Here is a 20,188-nt window from a genome sequence, read left to right as displayed (position 1 = left end):
AACACTATCAACAGGGTTTTCAACAAAAATGCTCACGAAAACCGCTTTTCAACATAGTTTTAAACACATTGTTGAAAAAGCAGCTGATATTTGCACTATATTTCCTACACTGCAAGAAAACCTGTAAAGAAAGGCAAGGCAGAAAAAATGATCAAAGGTATCAATAAACAAATAATCGAGATTAAATGCACAAATGATGAATATTTTGATAAAGTTTTGTTATTTGTTCGCGCTGATAAAGCTGACACCCCGCAGGGGCTGCTAAAGAAAAACGCCGAAAATTTCTGCGGACGAATAATGCCCTCCTACTTTTCCCGAGCCCTCAGCCGCCGCCGCACGGCGATAAAGCTTGCGCTGCTTTCGATAACTCTCGCGGGCAGCATGGCGGCGCTGATATGGCTCGCGGGACGCGTTTTTATGTAAAATATCGCAGGGCGCAAAAGGCTGATATTTGTGCAAAATGTTAAAAGAACCCGAAAAATCTTCAAAGGCTATTGGCTTTTGAAGATTTTTGTGTTATAATAAAAAGTGTGTAAAATGCTGCCGAAAGTCGGCAGAAATTCGCATATCCATAACATAACAGGAAAGGAAAACATTTTCCTATGGCATATTCAAAAGATAACGAGAGAAAAAGACCTCCCCGCCGCGGCGGACGTTCCGAACGCTATGAGCGTGCAGAGCGTGCTGACCGTTACGAGCGTACAGACCGCAGCGACCGCGCGGACGAAAGCGCCGAGCAGCAGCTTATTTTCGGCAGAAACGCCGTTACCGAAGCGCTGAAAGCGGGTAGGCTGATAGACGTGCTTTTCGTCAACAAAAACGCGGGCGGCTCGATAAACCGCATATGCGCGCTGGCGAACGAAAAGGGCATAATGATAAAGCAGGTGGACGACCGCAAGCTCGATTCGCTCTGCGAAGGGGCGGCTCACCAGGGCTGCGCCGCGATGATGGGCTGCGCCGAGTACTGCTCTATAGAGGACATTCTGCAAAGCGCGCGCGATAAGGGCGAAGACCCATTTATCATGATCTGCGACGAGATAGAAGATCCGCATAACTTGGGCGCGATAATCAGAACGGCTGAGGCTGCCGGCGTGCACGGCGTTATAATCCCGAAAAGGCGCAGCGCTTCGCTAAACCACACGGTCTTTAAGACCTCTGCGGGCGCGGCGAGCTGGGTGAAAACGGCGCGCGTGGCGAACCTTGCGGCGGCGGTGAAAGAGTTGAAAGACGCGGGCGTTTGGATATACGGCACCGACGCGGCGGGCGAGAGCATATACAAATGCGACCTAAAAGGCGGCATAGCTTTCGTGATAGGCTCTGAGGGCTTCGGCATGGGCAGACTGATGCGCGAAAACTGCGACTTTCTCGTAAGCCTGCCGATGTACGGCGAGGTAAATTCGCTCAACGCTTCCGTGGCGGCGGGAATTTGTATGTACGAAGCCGTAAGACAGCGTTTGAAGTAAATAATTAGCAAATATAGAGTTAGGAGTGGGCTGATGTCTGAAAATAATAAAGATAAATTTTCGCTTGACGAGATCCTTAGCGAATATACTCCGAAAACTGCGAAAAGTTCAGGCGAAATGGACGTAGAAGATATAATAAACGAAACAAATCTGCATACGGCTATGGCGGCTTCGGCTGAGATCGCTGACCGCGGGCAGGAGAGTGCTGAAACGGCGTCTTCTGAAAATCCCGAAAGTACAGTCGCCGCCGCGGAAGCTGACGAGAGCGCTGCTCACGAAGCGAACGCCGATACCGCCGAAGCCGATAAAAAGCACGAGGGCTTTTTTGATTCTCACCTGCGCCCCATCGGCGAAAAGGTGATAAACAAGCTCGAGGAACAGGCTGAGGAATTTGACGAAGCCGTTGCGGGCGAGGAAGCAGACGATGTTCCCGAAGATGAGCCGGGCGATGAATTTGAAGGCTCGGCGGACGAGTTTTACGATAACGCTTTCGGCAGCGTTGTAGACGAAAACGCTGAGGAAGCTGCTGAAGATGAGGAAGAGTACGCCGAAGATACCGAGCCTGTTATAAATAATGAAGAGGCTCAGCCCGAAGAGGAAGAGTCTGACGAGGCTTGCGAGGACGATACATACGGCGACGATGATGACGGCGAGAACGAAGCAGAGTCCGAACCGCTGAAAAATACCCGCGGCACGCGCTTTATGTTCCGCACCGAGGAGTACGTTGACGAGGACAAGCGCCCCTCTTCTCAGAGCGAATACACCAAAAAAGAGGACGCGCCGAAGATAAAGGAGCAGATACAGCGCCTGCGCTCAAACCTCACGGTGCGCGCGGCGGTGCTGCTTTTCGCGGCGCTTTTCAGCCTTTTCATCACCGTGGCGAACGACCTCTCGCTGCCGCTGGCGGCGGTTTTTGACCGCACGGTAAACCCCTCGGCGTTCATATTTACAAATACCATACTCGCGATAGTCGCGGTGGGCTTCTCCTACTCCGTCATCGTGAACGGCATAAAGAGCATTTTCAGCCGCCGCCCCGACAGCGACAGCGTTGCGGCTTTGAACATGATAGCGGCTATACTTGCAGGCCTTGTTACGCTTTTCGACCCCGAGTCGCTGAAGGCTTCTTTCTTCCATATCTACACATCTTCGGCGATACTGGGCATGCTCTGCAACACGCTCGGCAAGCTCTGCATAGTACGCCGCACTCAGCGCAACTTCGAGTTCGTGGCTGAGACCGAGAATTTCTCGGCGGTAGAGCTTGTGGACGACGACCAAACAGTCGCTTACCTCACTAACGGCTCTGCCGGCAAGCGCAAAGAGCTTGCAGTTATGCGCCGCACGGGCTTTATAAAAGACTTCATGAAAAACAGCTACTCCTCCGACCTCGCGGACAGCTACGCGGAAAAGACTACTCCGCTAATGCTGGCGGCGGCGCTGGCGGTGGGTCTGCTCTCGATAGTATTTGAGAAAAATTCATCGGGCGCGGCGGAAAAGCTCTTCGTATTCCTCGCTTCCGTTTCGGGCACGCTGGCGATAAGCTCTTCGGTAGGCTTGGCGCTGATAGTAAACCGCCCGATGGCTAAGGCGAGCAAGCGCCTTTCGGAATACTCGGGCGTGATACTCGGCTACTCTTCGGTAGAGGAATTTGCTGAGGTAAACAGCGTAGTCATCGACTCGGGCCACCTTTTCCCGACGGGCACTGTTGAATTTGTGAACCTGAAAATGCTCGGCTCTGTAATGATAGATCAGGCGATAATCTATGCGGCGAGCATGGCGCAGGCGGGAAGAAGCGTTACCATCCCCGCGTTCTACAAAATGCTGCGCGGCAAGAGCGATATGATACTCGGCGTAAAGGGCTGCGCCTCTGAGGACAACCTCGGCGTTTCGGGCTGGATAGAGAACAAGCGCGTGCTGCTTGGCAGCCGCAAACTCATGGAGCGCCACGGCGTAGAGGGTCTGCCCTCTGAGTCGGCGGAGGAGAATTTCGCCGACGGCAACGGCATCATGTACCTTGCCGTTTCGGGTCAGGCGGCTATGATGTTCGCCGTACAGCTCTCGGTAGGCCCTGCCGCCGAAAGATGGGTGCAGGAGATGGAGGACGAGTCGATAGATATTCACGTTCGCTGCTCCGACGGCTTCATCACCCGCGAGCTGCTCTCGCAGCTTTTCGACATCAGCGCTTCGTCTATACGCCTGCTGCCCTCTGCCTGCGACGGCGACTGTGAGCAGCTTATGGAGTATAAAGAGAGCGTTTCCGCCTCGATGTTCTGCTCGGGCCACCTGCCCAGCTTCTCGATGCTGCTGGTAGCGGCAAAGCGGCTGAAATTCGTGGCGAATATGGGCGTGGCGCTGCAATACGGCGCTATGGTGCTGGGCATAGTTATCTCGGTGATAATGATGCTTACAGGCTCTTTCGCGCAGATAACGCCTACGATAGTTGTTATCTACAACCTGGCGTTCCTGCTGCTGACTATGCTGATACAGGGCATGAAGAAAATATAGCTTATTACTCCGCAGAAGTGCTGAAAAAATGCGCTTCTGCGGATATTTTTTGCCATTTTTAAAATAGCGTTGCGCTGTTTTTTAATAATTTGCAAAATCACTTGACAATGCGCCCAAAAAGTGAGATAATATAATAGATTAGTTATGCTTAAAGGAAGGTAATTGAGATATGGCTATAAGAGTAGGAATGGTCTCGCTGGGATGTCCCAAAAATCAGGTGGACGCTGAGAAAATGATGTTTTCGCTGCGCAAATACGGCTTTGAACTTATACAAGACGCCGCCCTTGCCGACGTGGCTGTTATAAATACCTGCGGATTTATCCAGTCCGCTAAAGAAGAAGCTATAGAAACTATGCTCGAATTCATAGCTCTAAAAAAAGAGGGCAGGATAAAGGGTGTGGTATGCACAGGCTGTCTGGCAGAGCGCTATAAGCAGGATATTCTCGACGAGATGCCCGAGCTTGACGCGGTAGTTTCCCTAGGTAAAGACGCCGAGATAGCGCAGATAGTAAAGGATATAATGTCGGGCGAAAACGGCGAAAAGCTTTACGCGGGCGATAAATGCTCGCTGCCTTTAGAGGGCGGAAGAATCATCTCCACTCAGCCTTTTTACGCTTATCTGAAAATAGCCGAGGGCTGCTCTAACGGCTGCACCTACTGCGCTATACCCGCTATAAGAGGAAAATTCCGCAGCCGTACTATCGAGAATATTCTTGAAGAAGCGCGCTGGCTCGCCGATAACGGCGTTACCGAGCTGGTAGTAGTTGCGCAGGATACCACCCGCTACGGCGAGGATATTTACGGCGAGAGCCGCCTGCCCGAGCTGCTTACCGAGCTTTGCAAGATAGAGGGCTTCCACTGGATACGCACCCTTTACCTCTACCCCGAGCGCATCACCGATAAGCTGATAGATACCATAGCCGAGCAGGATAAGCTGGTAAAGTATTTCGATATACCTATACAGCACTGCAACGCCGATATATTAAAGCGCATGAATCGCTGCGGCAGCCGCGAAACGCTTACCGAGCTGATAGGCAAGATACGCGCCCGCATACCGAACGTTATCATAAGAACTACGCTGATAACCGGCTTTCCCGGCGAAACGCAGGAGCAGTTTGAAGAGCTGGCTGAATTTGCCAACGATATACGCTTTGAAAGACTGGGCTGCTTCGCCTACTCCGCCGAAGAGGGCACGCCCGCCGCTAAGTTTGAGGGTCAGCTTCCCGACGAGGAGAAAGAGCGCCGCAGCGACGTTATAATGGAACAGCAGATGTTCATAAACGACGTGCAAAATCAGGAAATGATAGGAAAAGTAGTAGAGGTAGTTACCGAGGGCTTCGACAGATACGCCGAGTGCTGCTTCGGCAGAAGCGCGGCAGACGCCCCCGAGATCGACGGAAAGATATTCTTCTCTTCCGAGCGCAAGCTCACCGTCGGCGAGTATGTGAAAGTTAAGATAGACGATACGCTGGACTGCGACCTGCTGGGCACGGTCTGTGAGTAATATAGCAAAAGAAAAATATTGGGAAAGGGCTGGGAAAGATATTATGAATCTTCCAAATAAGCTTACGGTGCTGCGCGTAGTGCTGGTACCGTTCTTTGTTGCGGCGCTGCTGATAAACTTTACAGGTCATATCTGGGTGGCGCTGGCTTTGTTCGCGATAGCTTCTATAACCGACTGGTTTGACGGAAAAATTGCCCGCCGTGACGGACTTGTTACTGACTTCGGCAAATTCCTCGACCCGCTGGCTGACAAAATGCTCGTCACCTCCGCGCTGATCTGCTTTGCAGCAGGCGGCTGGTGCGACGCGGCGGCTGTTATCATAATAATCGCAAGAGAATTTATGGTATCAGGCCTGCGCATGGTCACGGCGAACGAGGGAGTGGTAGTAGCCGCGGGTATTTGGGGCAAACTCAAGACCGCATTCACAATGATCGCGATAATCGCTATAATGTGTATAGAAGGCTTTGTCGGCCACAGCAGCACGGTATTCCTTATCTCTGAGATACTGATATGGATCTCGGTGCTCTTTACCGTTATCTCGGGCGGGATATACCTCAAAACTTACTGGGCGTACATCGACCCGAATAAGTAAGTTTCCGCTCGGTACAAAGCTCATTTTTAGGCAAGACTTGCAGTGCTGCCTTTACTGAAAGGAATGTACACAGTGTCATTTATTAACGATATAAAGGCTGATATACAGTCGATAAAAGAACGCGACCCCGCTGCCCACAGCGCGCTGGAGATCGTGATAACCTACTCGGGCGTGCACGCAGTGATAATGCACCGCGTAGCGCACTGGTTTTACGAGAAGGATATGATAGTGGCAGCCCGCATTATCTCGCAGGTGAGCAGATTTTTCACAGGCATAGAGATACACCCCGGCGCTAAGATAGGCAAGGGCCTGCTGATAGACCACGGCAGCGGCGTAGTTATAGGCGAAACGGCTGAGATAGGCGACTACTGCCTGCTTTATCAGGGCTGCACATTGGGCGGCACGGGCAAAGATCAGGGCAAGCGCCACCCCACTCTCGGCAATAACGTAATGGTCGGCTGCGGCGCGAAGATACTCGGGCCTTTTAAGGTCGGCGACGGCGCTAAGATAGCGGCGAATGCAGTTGTGCTGGAAGAAGTTCCGCCAAACGCTACGGCGGTGGGCGTGCCCGCGAGGATAGTACGCGTAAACGGAAAGACCCCGCCCTGCCCCGCTACGCAGGATATAGACCAGATACACATACCCGACCCCGTAGCTCAGGAGCTTTGCAAATATAAGGTAGAGCTGGAAAAGCTCAAAAAGGACGTAGAAGAGCTGAAAAAGGGAAACTAACGAAAGAGGCTTTGAATAATGCAGATATATAATTCACTTACAAGAAAAAAGGAAGAGCTTGTACCCCACGAACCCGGCAAGCTGAGTATGTACACCTGCGGACCTACCGTTTACCACTATGCGCATATAGGCAACCTGCGCAGCTATATAATGGAGGACGTTCTGGAAAAATACCTCAGATACACGGGTCTGGACGTTAAGCGCGTAATGAACATCACCGACGTAGGCCACCTTACTTCCGACGGCGATACGGGCGATGACAAAATGCTCAAGGGCGCTAAGCGCGAGCACAAGACGGTAATGGAGATAGCTAAGTTTTACACCGACGCTTTCTTTGCCGACTGCGCAAAGCTCAATATAAAGACCCCCGACGTGGTAGCCCCCGCTACTCAGTGCATCGACGATTTTATCAAGGTCATCTCGGCGCTGATAGAAAAAGGCTACGCTTACGAGGCGGGCGGAAACATCTATTTCGATACCTCTAAGCTCAAAGAATACTACGTTTTCGGCGATTTCAGCGAGGAAGACCTAGCGGTAGGCGTTCGCGAGGGCGTTGAGGAAGACGGCAACAAGCGCAATAAGGCGGACTTCGTGCTTTGGTTCACAAAGTCGAAATTCGACGATCAGGAGCTGAAGTGGGATTCGCCGTGGGGCGTTGGCTACCCCGGCTGGCACATAGAGTGCTCCTGCATTTCAATGAAAAACCTCGGCGAATACCTTGACCTCCACTGCGGCGGCATCGACAACCAGTTCCCACACCACACCAACGAGATCGCGCAGAGCGAAGCTTACCTCGGCCACAAGTGGTGCAGCTACTGGTTCCACGTTCACCATCTTAATACCAACAGCGGCAAGATGAGCAAGTCGAAGGGCGAGTTTCTCACCGTTTCGCTGCTCGAAAGCAAGGGCTACGACCCGCTGGTGTACAGATTTTTCTGCCTACAATCGCATTACAGAAAGTCGCTGGTATTCACCTATGAAAATCTCGATAACGCAAAGCGCGCATTTGAAAAGCTGGCAGCTTCGGTAGCGGCGGCTAAAAAGACCGCATCGGGCGAGCCTGACGCGGCTAAATTCGCCGAGCTGAAAGCGGGCTTTGACGCAGCGCTGGGCAACGACCTCAACACCTCGCTCGCGATAACCGCGCTTTACGACGTGCTGAAATCCGACGCGGACAGCGCTACCAAGATCGCGCTGATAAACGACTTTGACAAAGTGCTCTCGCTCGACCTCGTGAAAAAGGCTGACGCGCTGATAGAGGCCGAAAAGGCTGCCGAAAGCGACGTTCCCGCCGAGATACAGGCTCTTGTTGACCAGCGCCGCGAAGCGAGAAAGGCTAAAAACTTCGCCCTCGCCGACGAGCTTAGGGACAAGATTGCCGAGCTGGGCTGGGTGGTAGAAGAGACCAGACAGGGCACAAAGATCTACAAAAAGTGAGGAAATAAAGCGAAGTGAAAAAAGACCAGCCATATGTAGATAAGGACAGCAACACCTCGCGCGGAGTGCCTATGGCGCGCCGCAAGATGATGACCTACTTTCAGTTCTCGCTGATAGCGCTCATCTTCGTGGTGGTGTTCGCCGCGATATATTTCATCTCGAAAGCCATCGACGGCAAAAACAAGATAGATTACAACAGCGCCGAGCTTATACAGTACGAGCTGCCCGCGGACGACACAAAGGTAGCCGTTTTTGAAACCAACCTCGGCACATTCAAGGCGGTGCTTTACGAAGACCAAGCGCCCGAATACTGCAAGTATTTCGAGGGTCTGGCTGAGTCGGGCTACTACGACGGCACGCACGTTTTCGCCGTGCAGGACGGCGTTTACTTCATGGGCGGCTCAAAGACCTCAGACGGCACTGACGACAGCGATACCGATAAGACGGAAAAATCGCCCGAAAAGTCGAAAGACCTTTGGCCGTTTTACGGCGCGCTGGCGGCTTACGGCAACCAAAAATCGGCTTTCAATACGCAGATACAGGCGGGAAGCCGCGTGCTTTTCATCGGCAGCATAGAGTTTGACAAAGATACCTGCGAGCAGCTGGACTCCGCAAGCGACAACACCAAGCTCAACAACGCTTTTAAGACAAAGGGCGGCGTGCCAAATTTCTCGCAGCAGTACACGATATTCGCACAGGTGTACGACGGCCTTGAAGCTTACGAGGACGTACTGCGCGCGCAGGTGATAACCCCTTCTGACAGCAGCGGCAGCGATAAAGACGCCGACCTGCGCCCGAAGCAGGACATAACTTTTGAAAAAGTGTACATCTCGACCTACGGCGAAAACAAGAACGACGGATTTTTTTCGCTGAACGAAAACGCCGATACCGCTCAGACGGCAGACAGCGCCTTAGATGACTCGGCTGAAAAGTGATGAAACGCTGAAAAATCATGAAGTTTTGGCAAAATGCCTTGACTTAAAAGCGAAAAAATAGTATAATATCTATTGTGATATATAGCGATAACTTATCAAACGATGAAAGGATCGTAAAGTGAAATGAAGAAGATGAAAAGAGCTGCGGCAGCAGCAGTGGCTGCGGCGGTAACGGCGGGCACTATGGCGGGCTGTTCGAGCACTGATTACGCGCTTACGGCAGACGGCAAAAAGGTAAACGCCGGCGTATATATAAGCTATGCGTTAAGCGAAATGACCAGCCAGATGTACACTATGTACTACGGCGGCAAGGTAAAAGACCTCAGCGAATGTTTCGACAAGCAGATAGACGGCAAGGATTTTACAACGTATGTCAAGGACAGCGCGCTGGAAAATACCAAGGAATTTGCCACCGTAAACGCTAAGTTCGACGAGCTGGGTCTGAAGCTTTCAAAAGACGATAAAAACACTATCAGCGACAACGTATCCTCCTCGTGGGATTCCAACGGCGATTTTTACGAGTCTGAGGGCATCAGCCGCGAGTCGATAAAGCAGACCTACGAATTTTCCTTCAAGCGCTCGGCTATCTTTGATTACTATTACGCTGAGGGAGGCAAGGAAGAAGTTTCTGCCGACGACCTCCAGACATATACCAACGATAACTACATCAGATACAAGCTGGTAACTATACCTAAGAGCACCAGCACCGATGACGATACCAAAAAATCGGAAAACGCTGAGATAAAAGAGCTTGTAGAAGGCTATCTTGAAGAGGCTAAAGAACTCGATTTCGAGGGCTTTGACAAGATAATCGACGAGTACGACGCTTATAAGAAAGCTAAGGACGCCGAGGACAGCACCGACAGCTCAGCTGACGAGAGCGCGGTTACCGACCTAGATTCATCTTCGGCGGCGGACGAAAGCTCTGCTGCGGACGATACTTCTTCCGATGACTCGAGCGAAGCGGATACCGAGCTTAGCGCCGATACCGATACATCTTCCTCCGACGACAGCTCTGCCGACGGCGACAGCGAAGAAGAGGACAAGTACCCCAACGAAACAGTGGTAAACTACACCGACGGAACAAACAAGGACAGCGACAAGTACAACGAAAACAACGCCGAGCTGCTCAAGCAGATAAAAGAGGGCGAATACGGCGCGGCTGCCTCGTGGGACAACGATACGAATTACTACATCTTCATGTCGGCAGATATAGCCGAGCGCACCGACTACGTTGACGATAACAAGGAAACGCTTCTCCAGTCGATGAAGGGCGATGAATTCGACAGCAAGGTCGAGGGCTGGGTAAAGGAAATGAAGATAACTGTAAATAACAAGGCTGTAAAGAGATACACCGTAAAGGAGATCTACGACAGACAGACAGAGTATTACAACAAGAAAAAAGGCTGATCGAAGGTTTATCGGCTAACAAAAAACGATACTGACAAAGAGGGCGCTTACCGCCCTCTTGTTGTATATAAAAACGTGTGAAAACTGAGTGAAAAGAAAGGTCGAAAAAGGCAGATCTTATGAATAATTTCAGATACAGGATGCAGCGGTTCATGGCGGGTAGAAACGGCGCTGATAGGCTCTTTTATATCCTTACCATAGCGTATGTGGCGTTGATGTTTCTAAATGTGTTCCTGCACTCTATGATACTCTACTTTGTGGGCATAGGTGTCTTTGCGGCGGCGGCTTTCAGGTATTTTTCGCGCAACACGGCAAAGCGCCGGCGCGAGAACGCTAAGGCTGAGCAGGCGTATTACAGCGCGGCGGCTAAGGTGAACAAGATGAAAACGCGCCGCGAGCAGAGCAGAACGTATTTCTTCAAGCGCTGCCCTAACTGCGGAAAAACGCTGCGGCTGCCCCGCGTAAAAGGCAAGCACGGCACAAAGTGCCCCGCCTGCGGCTGCAAATTCAGCGTGCGCATAATCAAGGGTGCTAAGAAGTAACGATTTGAAATTATGAAGTAAAGAACAGATATGATGATATGATATTGGAGGAATAGTTTGGCTGAAAAGTCATTTCTTGCGGGCGCGGCCGAGCCGATACTGCGGGCGCGCGACGGCAAAAGAAAATTTACAGAAGCAGAAGCCTGCACCGCTTATATCTCGGCTATGGCGAAGCGCAATCAGCAGCCGTATAAGCTGCCCGCCGCGCTGAAAAACCGCGCCGATATTGCCGAGCACAGCTTTCGCGGTATGCAGTATTTCACCATCGGCGAAGAGAACGTAACGGGCGAGCCTGCAAAGACCCGCCTGCTTTATCTGCACGGCGGCTCGTATTTCGCTCCGCCAAATCTCTTTCACTGGGATATGCTGCGGCGCATAGCGGAGCTTACCGGCGCGCTGATATTCGTGCCGATCTACCCCCGCGCGCCTATACACACCTGCCTTGCGGCGTACTCGCTGCTGAACGATCTTTATGCGCAGGTGGTTACCGATACGGCTGAGGGCGGCTTTAAAAAGCTGGTAGTAATGGGCGACTCCGCGGGCGGCGGGCTGGCGCTGGGGCTTATACAGCAGCTGGGTGAGGGCGCGCGCTTGCCCGATAAGACGATACTGCTATCCCCGTGGCTCGATATTTCGATGGAAAATGCCGATATGCGCGCCTACGAGGACGCCGACCCGATACTGGGCATTTACGGGCTGCGGCGCATGGGCAGGCTTTGGGCGGGCAGCCTAGACCCCCGCGACCCGCGCGTCAGCCCGATATACGGCAGCCTTGCGCAGGCGGGCGAGCTTACCGTATTCGTCGGCACGCACGAGATCTTCTACCCCGAAGCGCTGCGGCTGGCAGACTCCGCCGCCGAGCAGGGAGTTCCGCTGCGGCTGGAGGTAGGTGAGGGGCTAGACCACGTTTGGGTGAGTTTCCCGATAAAAGAAGCGCGGGCGGCGGTCGAGAAGATAGCGCTCATCATAACAGAATAAAAATAAAAGATCGGCGGGAGCTTCATTTTGCGAAACTTCCGCCGATCTTCTTTTGAGAGGAATTTATTTCATTGTCAGAATGTCATAGATCAAAATCTGAAATCGCGCTTGCCCTCGTGGATATTCTCGATGTATTCGGTAGCTAAGCGGCGCGCTTTTTCGTTCGGTATGGTCTTCAGCTCTTCGGTTATTAGCTTTTCGCCGAGCGCTTTCGTTTCGGGCGAAGCGTAGTCCTCTAGGAACTCTTTCAGCGTCATGAGGGCGTTGGGGTGGCAGCAATTCTGTATCTGCCCCGTCTTGCAAAGGCTCATGAAGCGGTCGCCCGTTCTGCCCTCACGGTAGCAGGCGGTGCAGAACGAGGGTATGTAGCCCAGCTCCATCAGCCAGCGCACTACTTCGTCGAGCGAGCGCTGGTCGGAAACGTCGAACTGCTCGGTATCGTGCGGACGCTCTTCGGGGGTGTAGCCCGCGTATCCGCCTACCGATGTGCGCGAACCGCCCGAGATCTGCGAAATGCCCAGGCTGAGCACCTTATTGCGGCAAGCCTCGCTCTCGCGCGTGGAAACTATCATGCCGGTGTAGGGAACTGCTATGCGTATGCAGGCGATTATCTTAGCGAAAGTGTCGTCGTCGATGCCGTTGTCAAAAACGGTGGGGTCTATATCGTCGGCGCGCTTTATTCTCGGCACGCTTATAGTGTGCGGGCCTACGCCGTGTACGGCTTCGAGGTGCTCGGCGTGCATTAGCAGACCTGCAAACTCGTACTTGTAAAGCTCCAGACCGAAAAGCACGCCCAAGCCTACGTCATCTATGCCGCCGTCCATAGCTCTGTCCATAGCTTCGGTGTGGTAAGCGTAATTGTGCTTAGGGCCTGCGGGGTGGAGCGTTTCGTAGCTTTCTTTGTGGTAAGTTTCCTGAAAGAGTATGTATGTGCCTATGCCCGCTTCTTTCAGCTTGCGGTAATTCTCTACGGTGGTAGCCGCGATGTTTACGTTCACGCGGCGGATAGCGCCGTTTTTGTGTTTTATGGAGTATATCGTGTTTATGCACTCGAGAATGTACTCTATCGGGTTATTTACGGGGTCTTCGCCCGCTTCGATGGCAAGGCGCTTGTGACCCATGTCTTGCAGCGCGATAACTTCCTTAGCTACCTCTTCCAGCGTCAGCTTTTTGCGGGGAATGTGGTGGTTCTGATTGTGGTACGGGCAGTAAACGCACTTGTTTACGCAGTAGTTTGAGAGGTAGAGCGGTGCGAACATTACTATTCTGTTGCCGTAAAAAGCTTTCTTTATCTCCTCGGCGAGGGTGTACATCTTACAGATAAGCTCGGGGTCTTCGCAGGCGAGAAGTACTGAGGCTTCGCGGTGGCTAAGGCCCGCACATTCCGTGCCGCGCGCGGTCTTTCTCGGGCGGGCTTTTTCGAGTATCTGCTCTATAAGCTCTTTGTTGTTCTTGTTTTTCTCAGCGTAATCTAGCGTTTCGAGTATCTCGGCGTGGTCGATGAACTCTTCCGCTTTCAGCGATTTAGGATCGTACATTTTAAAAACTCCTTATATTTTAATATCATAAATTTGTATCAGTATTTTTGACCTTGCAGTCCCCGCGGGAAACTACCGAGCGGAAACCGATGCTTTCCAGCCGTCTTTCCATGCAGGCGCGGCACTGCGCCGATTCATCGCCCGTGCAGGCTTTGTTGTCGTACAGCAGATATTTCTTGCGCACCCCCATAGGCGAGAGGTTCGGCATACAGACGTTCGCGCCCGCTTTTATGCCCTTTTCCCTGCCGATGGGGTCGATGGTCGCAAGGGCGGTGGTAGCGGGGATAAGCGCGTAGGGCAGTGTAAGCCGTATCAGCGCTATCATGAAAATCGTCTGCTCAGCCGTGCCCGCGGGAAATTTCGCAAATGGCGTGTCGGCGTGCGGTATAAACGGACCTATGCCGACCATGTGCGGGCGAAGCTCTTTTAAAAACATCATATCTGCCGCTAGGTTCTCAGCCGTCTGGTACGGCGAGCCTACCATAAAGCCAGTGCCGACCTGATAGCCTATATCTTTCAGGTCGTATAGACATCGGCGGCGGTTCTCGGCAGAAAGCTCTGGCGGGTGGAGCTTGGCGTAGTGGAGAGGGTCGGCAGTTTCGTGGCGCAGAAGATACCGCTCCGCCCCCGCGCCGAAGTACGCCTGATAGCTTTCGCGGCTCTTTTCGCCGATCGAAAGCGTGACCGCGCAGTCGGGAAATTCCGTTTTTATCGCGGAAACTATGCGGCAGATCATATCATCGGTGAAGTGCATATCCTCGCCGCTTTGCAGTACGAATGTGCGGTAACCCAGCTCGTAACCGCCGCGGCAGCACTCCAGTATATCCTCCTGCGAAAGACGGTAGCGCTGGGCTTTTGTGTTCGAGCGGCGCAGACCGCAGTAAATGCAGTCGTTTTTGCAGTATGATGAAAATTCTATAAGCCCGCGCAGGTAAACGTCTTTGCCGTAATATTTATCGCGCAGAGCGTCGGCGTATGAGTATAGAAGCTGAGCCTCCTGCGGGGTGTGCGCGGCTATAAGCTGTTCGTATTCCTCGGCGCAAAGCCCGCCGCCGGCGTAAAGCTTTTCTATAAGCTCGGTGTTAGTGGTGTTATCCATGCGGCTCACTCCTTTGCGTAGATGGTCTTTGCGGTAACGCCTTCCAGCCTGCCCAGCGCGCCCGAGAGGGCGTTTATCTTATCGGCAGGGGCTTCCAGCACTACGCTTATTACCTGTATGCGCCCGCCCGCGTGCGGCACGCCCATTCTGCCCTTTATGTACTCGGCGCAGCCGTGAAGCAGGTCGTTTAGCCGCGGTATAGAGTCGGTGTTTTCCACCATTATTCCTATCAGCGCTATCCTGTTCATATTACCTCCTTATCCCGCCGCGAAAACGCCGCAAAAAAGCGCCCTCCGCCAGATCGGCAGAAAGCGCGTATGTATACGGGTATTCAGACCTCGCCCGCATATGCAGATGTGGTCTTTTCGGTATCATATCAGCGCTTTCGCGAAAGCGGCGCAGGCTTTATCACGTCAGGGCTTATATTTATGCGCTCTGCCAAAGGTCTGCCCGTTAGATAGTTCTTTCGGGAAACGCGGCAGGGTACATATTTATTATACAACTTTGTCACGCGATTGTCAATGCTTTTTGTTAGCTTTGGAAAACTTATTTATGGCAAAACTTTGCCGCGCGGTATTGCATTTTGTGAGCAAATGTGATATAATTATGATGTGTTTATGTAATAGGCAGCACCGCGCAAACACTCCGTGCGAGTGTGTCTGTACAAATGCCCTTATGGGCTGAAAGGTAAGGTTTACTGTATTATGAAAGAAAAGGGACTTCTCACACAAAGCGGTGAGAAAAAACAGCGAGAGAGATACCTGCTGCTTTTCGTAGTTTCGTTTTTCGGCATGATGATAGCATTTTTGCCGACTATGATACGAAACGGCGGTATTTTCCTCTATTACGGCGATTTCAATTCGCAGCAGATGATGTTTTACCAGCACGCCAACGAGATGGTGCGAAACGGCAACCTCGGTTGGGATTGGGGCACCGACCTCGGCGCGAACTTCATCGGCTCATATTCATTTTACCTGCTGGGCAGCCCGTTTTTCTGGCTGACTACGCTTTTCCCGCTCAGCGCGGTGAAATACCTTATGCCGTGGATGTTGGCGCTAAAGACTTCGGTGGCGGCTATCACCTCTTACGCTTACATACGCCGTTTCGTGAAGAACCGCGACGCCTGCTTTATCGGCGCTATGCTGTACGCGTTCTCGGGCTTCCAGCTCTACAATGTGTTCTTTAACCATTTCCACGACGTTACGGCGTTTTTCCCGCTGCTGCTGCTGACATTTGAGATGCTCACGCAGGACAAGCGGCGCGGCGTTTTCGCGCTGGCGGTAGCCCTCTGCGCTACTGTAAACTACTTCTTCTTCGTGTGCGAGGTAGTGTTCGTAGTTATCTACTTCTTCATCCGCTGCACTGAAAAAGATTTCAAGATGGATTTCAAGATCTTCGGCAGACTTTGCTTTGAGGCAGTGCTCGGCGTGGCTCTCGCCTGCTTCATCTTCCTTCCTGCCTGCATCGACACGCTCAATAACCCCCGCGTAGATTCGCGCCTGTACGGCATAGATATGATCTTCTACAACGAGAGCGTGAGAATACCCCGCATAATCCAAGGCTTCTTCATGATGAGTGATATGCCCGCGAGAGTGAACATACTGCGCTCTGACAACGCGCGCTGGGCCTCCATAGCAGGCTACCTGCCGCTGTTCTCTATGTGCGGCGTTATCGCATTCATGCGCAATAAGAAAAAACACTGGGCTACTAAACTCATCGCCGTCAGCGGCATAATGATGTGCGTGCCTTGGCTAAACTCGGTATTCGTAGCGCTCAACAGCAGCTACTACGCAAGATGGTTCTTTGCGCCGATACTGATAATGTGCCTTATGACCGCTAAAATGCTGGAAGAGGGCGCTGATACCCTAAAGAAGGGCTTCAAGCTCGTAGTTGTAATGGTAATTATCTTCCTCGGTATAGGTATGCTGCCTACTATGGAGGACGGCAAGGCGGTATTCGGCAAGCTGCCGCAGTATGTAGATATGTATTATATGCAGTTTGCGGTAACGGCTATACTCACCGCGGTACTGGGCATAATCATCTACTACCTGCCCAGAACCAAGAATTTCAGCCGCATAGTTTCCGGCGTCACGGCGGCTGCCTGCATCATCACGATGTTCGCGGGCGTAAACTACGGCGCTGTGCAGGACGGCGGACATGACGAGTATATCAAGTACGCTATAAACGGCAAAGATAACCTCGATATGGATAAGCTTGACAAAGCTTCTGAAGTCAACCATCTTTACGACGACAATACTTTCTACCGTATAGATACTTCGGAAAATGTTGATAACTGGTGTATGTTCTGGGGACTTTCCTCTATGCGTACATTCCACAGCGTAGTGCCCTCTTCGATAATGGATTTCTACACCACTATCGGTCAGACGCGCGACGTTGCTTCCAGAATGCCTACCAGCCTTTACGCGCTGAGAAGTATGTTCTCGGTAAGATATTATTTCGACCGTGCCGATAATAAGCCCGCCTCGGAAACGGTGAACGGTCTGAACGGTTTTGATTACATCGGCACTCAGAACGACTTCAACATCTACGAAAACCAGTACTGGATACCCATGGGCTTCACCTACGATTATTACACCGATACCGATACGGTGAATAACGTGCAGGATACCCGCCGCCCGAACGTGCTGCTGGAAGCAGTAGTGCTCGACGACGCGGCTAAGGGCAGATACATGGATATTCTCAAGAAGTACGAGTACAACTCCGCCGACGTGGCGCAGGACCACTTTGAGGAAGTTTGCGCCGAAAAGCGTGCTGCCTCCTGCTACTACTTCAAGGAATCTACCAACGGCTTCGACGCTAAGATAAACCTTGAGGATGACAAGCTGCTCTTCTTCTCAGTGCCTTACGAAGAGGGCTGGACGGCTACCGTGAACGGCGAAGAGGTACAGATCGACAAAGCGAACTACGGCTTTATGGCTATAAGATGCCCCGCGGGCGAGAGCGATATACACTTCGAGTATAAAACTGCGGGTCTTTCCGCAGGCAAGAAGATCTCGGCAGCGGGCGTAGGCGTTTTCATCGTGTACATGGCGGTAAGCTTTGTTTACGATAGAAAGAGAAAGCCCGCAAATGCGGCTGAGCTGCCCGAGGGCGAAAATACTGCGTCAGAGCCGGGCGAAGTGCCATCTGAAAAGGCTCTGGAGGACATCACGGCTGAAAATACCGAAGATAAGCAGGATACTGACGGCGCTGAAAACGGCGGCGAGCAGTAATGCAGCGATACAAATACCTGAAAGGGGAGTGCTTTTTAAGATGTACAGCGAAGAAAAAATGACATCGCGCCGCGAGATATACGACGGCAAGGTGGTAAAGCTCTATGTGGACGACGTGGAGCTGGATAACGGGCACAAGACCAAGCGCGAACTTATCCGCCACCCCGGCGGTGTATGCGTTCTGCCGTTCGACGAAGAGGGCAACGTTTATATGGTAAAGCAGTTCCGCTACCCGTTTCAAACGGCGCTTTACGAGCTGCCTGCGGGCAAGCTGGAGTTTGGCGAAAACCACCGCGAGTGCGGCATTAGGGAGCTGAAAGAGGAAACGGGCGCGACCGCCGATAGCTTTGAATACCTCGGCTGCATATACCCCACCGTGGCTTACGACACCGAGATAATACATATGTACCTCGCGCGCGGGCTGCATTTCGGCGAACAGCACCTTGACGAGGGCGAGTTTCTCGACGTGATAAAGCTGCCTTTCGAAAAAGTTTTCGATATGGCTATGAACGGCGGGCTGCCCGACGCGAAAACGCAGGCGGCCGTGCTGAAGACCAAGCTGCTCATGCTGCAAAATAAGGGCGAGTGAGCGGGTTACAAAAAATTTAAAAAATATACATTGACATATTGTCGAAAAAGGTGTATATTTTTAAGAATATAGTATGTATTTTTTTCAGACTGCCGAGCGCATCGGCAGCGGCAATTCAAAGAGAGGAAGGATTTTTTGTATGCTGAATACTAATTATGATGAAAAATTCGGAAAGCAGGGTCTTACCTTCGACGACGTTCTGCTTATCCCCGCAGAGTCTGACGTTACCCCTAACATGATCGACCTCAGAACTAAGCTTACGGCGAATATTACGCTCAACGCACCTATAATGACCTCGGCTATGGATACCGTTACCGAGTCGAAAATGGCGATCGCGGTAGCGCGCGAGGGCGGTATAGGAATCATTCACAAAAACATGACTATAGAGCAGCAGGCAGAAGAGGTAGACAAGGTAAAACGCAGCGAAAACGGAGTAATTGCAAATCCTTTCTCTCTTACTCCAGATAAGACCGTAGAAGAAGCCGACCAGCTTATGGGCAAGTACAAGATCTCCGGCGTGCCGATAGTAGACGCGACCGGCAAGCTGGTAGGTATACTTACTAACCGCGACCTGCGCTTTATCACCGATTTCAGCACCCGTATCGAGGACGTAATGACTAAAGAAGACCTCGTTACCGCTGAGGTAGGCACTACCATCGAGGACGCGCAGAAGATACTCATGAAGCACAAGATCGAGAAGTTGCCCATAGTTGACGACAAGGGTATGCTCAAGGGTCTTATCACCATAAAGGATATTGAAAAGGCTGTACAGTACCCCAATTCCGCTAGGGACGCTAAGGGCAGACTGCTCTGCGGCGCGGCTATCGGCGTTACCGACGACGTGCTCGACCGCGCAAAGGCGCTTATCGACGCGCAGGTCGATGTGCTGGTGCTCGACTCGGCTCACGGTCACTCCGCCAACATAATCAAGTGCATTAAGAAAGTAAAGGCTGCTTTCCCCAATACCCCGATAATCGCGGGAAACATCGCTACCGCTGAGGCTGCTGAGGCTCTCATTCAGGCGGGCGCTGACTGCATCAAGGTAGGTATCGGCCCCGGCTCTATCTGCACCACGAGAATAGTTGCAGGTATCGGCGTACCGCAGATAACCGCAGTTTACGACGTAGCTTGCGTGGCTCAGAAGTACGGCGTACCCGTTATCGCTGACGGCGGCATCAAATATTCGGGCGACATCGTAAAGGCACTGGCTGCCGGCGCTAACGTTGTAATGCTCGGCTCGCTGCTCGCAGGCTGCGAAGAGGCACCCGGCGACCTCGAGATCTATCAGGGCAGACAGTTCAAGACTTACAGAGGCATGGGCTCTATCGCTGCTATGCAGAAGGGCTCTAAGGACAGATATTTCCAGACAGGCAGCAAGAAGCTCGTTCCTGAGGGCGTAGAGGGAAGAGTTGCTTACAAGGGCTTTGTTTCCGATACTATTTTCCAGCTTTGCGGCGGTATCAGATCGGGCATGGGTTACTGCGGCGCTCCCACTATCGAGGATCTGCACGCTAAGTCCAGATTTGTACGCATCACCGGCGCAGGTCTGAAAGAATCTCACCCCCACGATATTTACATCACTAAGGAAGCACCGAACTACTCGGCGCAGTTCTAAGCTGATACAGATATTTCAA

Annotated in this window: 18 protein-coding genes; 15 read left to right on the top strand and 3 right to left on the bottom strand. The window is 52.1% G+C overall.

Features of this window, described 5'->3' with window-relative positions; genetic code table 11:
* Positions 1-147 precede the first annotated feature (147 nt).
* The 11 genes from LI114_RS07495 (at position 148) to LI114_RS07445 (ending at position 12,095) form a co-directional block, all read left to right on the top strand.
* Complete coding sequence (locus LI114_RS07495) at positions 148-423, top strand: hypothetical protein (protein WP_227220143.1); 276 nt, start codon at positions 148-150, stop codon at positions 421-423.
* Positions 424-602: 179 nt separating this feature from the next.
* Positions 603-1,463 (top strand): 23S rRNA (guanosine(2251)-2'-O)-methyltransferase RlmB, encoded by an 861-nt coding sequence (rlmB, locus tag LI114_RS07490; protein WP_227220142.1) that lies wholly within the window; start codon positions 603-605, stop codon positions 1,461-1,463.
* Between the two features lie 33 nt (positions 1,464-1,496).
* Positions 1,497-3,965, top strand: a complete 2,469-nt coding sequence (locus LI114_RS07485; RefSeq protein ID WP_227220141.1) for a hypothetical protein — start codon at positions 1,497-1,499, stop codon at positions 3,963-3,965.
* A gap of 169 nt (positions 3,966-4,134) precedes the next feature.
* Positions 4,135-5,469: a 30S ribosomal protein S12 methylthiotransferase RimO gene (gene rimO / locus LI114_RS07480; RefSeq protein WP_227220140.1), complete on the top strand. Its 1,335-nt coding sequence runs from the start codon at positions 4,135-4,137 to the stop codon at positions 5,467-5,469.
* A gap of 43 nt (positions 5,470-5,512) precedes the next feature.
* Positions 5,513-6,061 (top strand): CDP-diacylglycerol--glycerol-3-phosphate 3-phosphatidyltransferase, encoded by a 549-nt coding sequence (pgsA, locus tag LI114_RS07475; RefSeq protein WP_227220139.1) that lies wholly within the window; start codon positions 5,513-5,515, stop codon positions 6,059-6,061.
* 72 nt (positions 6,062-6,133) lie between these two features.
* Positions 6,134-6,793, top strand: coding sequence for a serine O-acetyltransferase EpsC (gene epsC / locus LI114_RS07470; protein ID WP_022128024.1), 660 nt, complete (start codon positions 6,134-6,136; stop codon positions 6,791-6,793).
* 18 nt (positions 6,794-6,811) lie between these two features.
* A complete protein-coding gene (cysS, locus tag LI114_RS07465) occupies positions 6,812-8,230 on the top strand; it encodes a cysteine--tRNA ligase (protein WP_227220138.1) in 1,419 nt (472 codons plus the stop codon).
* Positions 8,231-8,244: 14 nt separating this feature from the next.
* Positions 8,245-9,165, top strand: coding sequence for a peptidylprolyl isomerase (locus LI114_RS07460; protein ID WP_227220137.1), 921 nt, complete (start codon positions 8,245-8,247; stop codon positions 9,163-9,165).
* A 123-nt stretch (positions 9,166-9,288) separates the two neighbouring features.
* On the top strand, positions 9,289-10,575 hold the full coding sequence (locus tag LI114_RS07455; protein WP_227220136.1) for a hypothetical protein: 1,287 nt from the start codon (positions 9,289-9,291) through the stop codon (positions 10,573-10,575).
* Between the two features lie 119 nt (positions 10,576-10,694).
* Positions 10,695-11,117: a hypothetical protein gene (locus LI114_RS07450; RefSeq protein WP_227220135.1), complete on the top strand. Its 423-nt coding sequence runs from the start codon at positions 10,695-10,697 to the stop codon at positions 11,115-11,117.
* A gap of 57 nt (positions 11,118-11,174) precedes the next feature.
* Complete coding sequence (locus LI114_RS07445; protein WP_022128029.1) at positions 11,175-12,095, top strand: alpha/beta hydrolase fold domain-containing protein; 921 nt, start codon at positions 11,175-11,177, stop codon at positions 12,093-12,095.
* 89 nt (positions 12,096-12,184) lie between these two features.
* Here LI114_RS07445 and hydG read toward each other — a convergent pair whose 3' ends face one another.
* The 3 genes from hydG to LI114_RS07430 are packed head-to-tail and all read right to left on the bottom strand — an operon-like array spanning position 12,185 to position 14,980.
* On the bottom strand, positions 12,185-13,633 hold the full coding sequence (gene hydG / locus LI114_RS07440) for a [FeFe] hydrogenase H-cluster radical SAM maturase HydG (protein WP_227220134.1): 1,449 nt from the start codon (positions 13,631-13,633) through the stop codon (positions 12,185-12,187).
* Positions 13,634-13,658: 25 nt separating this feature from the next.
* On the bottom strand, positions 13,659-14,732 hold the full coding sequence (gene hydE / locus LI114_RS07435; protein WP_227220133.1) for a [FeFe] hydrogenase H-cluster radical SAM maturase HydE: 1,074 nt from the start codon (positions 14,730-14,732) through the stop codon (positions 13,659-13,661).
* Between the two features lie 5 nt (positions 14,733-14,737).
* On the bottom strand, positions 14,738-14,980 hold the full coding sequence (locus LI114_RS07430) for a TM1266 family iron-only hydrogenase system putative regulator (RefSeq protein ID WP_022128032.1): 243 nt from the start codon (positions 14,978-14,980) through the stop codon (positions 14,738-14,740).
* A 69-nt stretch (positions 14,981-15,049) separates the two neighbouring features.
* Between LI114_RS07430 and LI114_RS07425 the strand changes: the two genes are divergently transcribed.
* The 4 genes from LI114_RS07425 (at position 15,050) to guaB (ending at position 20,169) form a co-directional block, all read left to right on the top strand.
* A complete protein-coding gene (locus tag LI114_RS07425; protein ID WP_227220132.1) occupies positions 15,050-15,193 on the top strand; it encodes a hypothetical protein in 144 nt (47 codons plus the stop codon).
* A gap of 243 nt (positions 15,194-15,436) precedes the next feature.
* A complete protein-coding gene (locus LI114_RS07420; protein WP_227220131.1) occupies positions 15,437-17,965 on the top strand; it encodes a YfhO family protein in 2,529 nt (842 codons plus the stop codon).
* A 40-nt stretch (positions 17,966-18,005) separates the two neighbouring features.
* Complete coding sequence (locus tag LI114_RS07415) at positions 18,006-18,554, top strand: NUDIX domain-containing protein (protein ID WP_227220130.1); 549 nt, start codon at positions 18,006-18,008, stop codon at positions 18,552-18,554.
* Between the two features lie 139 nt (positions 18,555-18,693).
* Entirely contained in the window at positions 18,694-20,169 is a 1,476-nt protein-coding gene (gene guaB / locus LI114_RS07410) for an IMP dehydrogenase (protein WP_227220129.1), read from the top strand.
* Positions 20,170-20,188 lie beyond the last annotated feature (19 nt).

Source organism: Ruminococcus sp. 210702-SL.1.03, from assembly GCF_020559915.1.
In the GTDB taxonomy this organism is placed as follows: domain Bacteria; phylum Bacillota; class Clostridia; order Oscillospirales; family Ruminococcaceae; genus YE71.
Note: the sequence above shows the minus strand (reverse complement) of the source record. Positions and strands in the feature narration are given on the sequence as shown.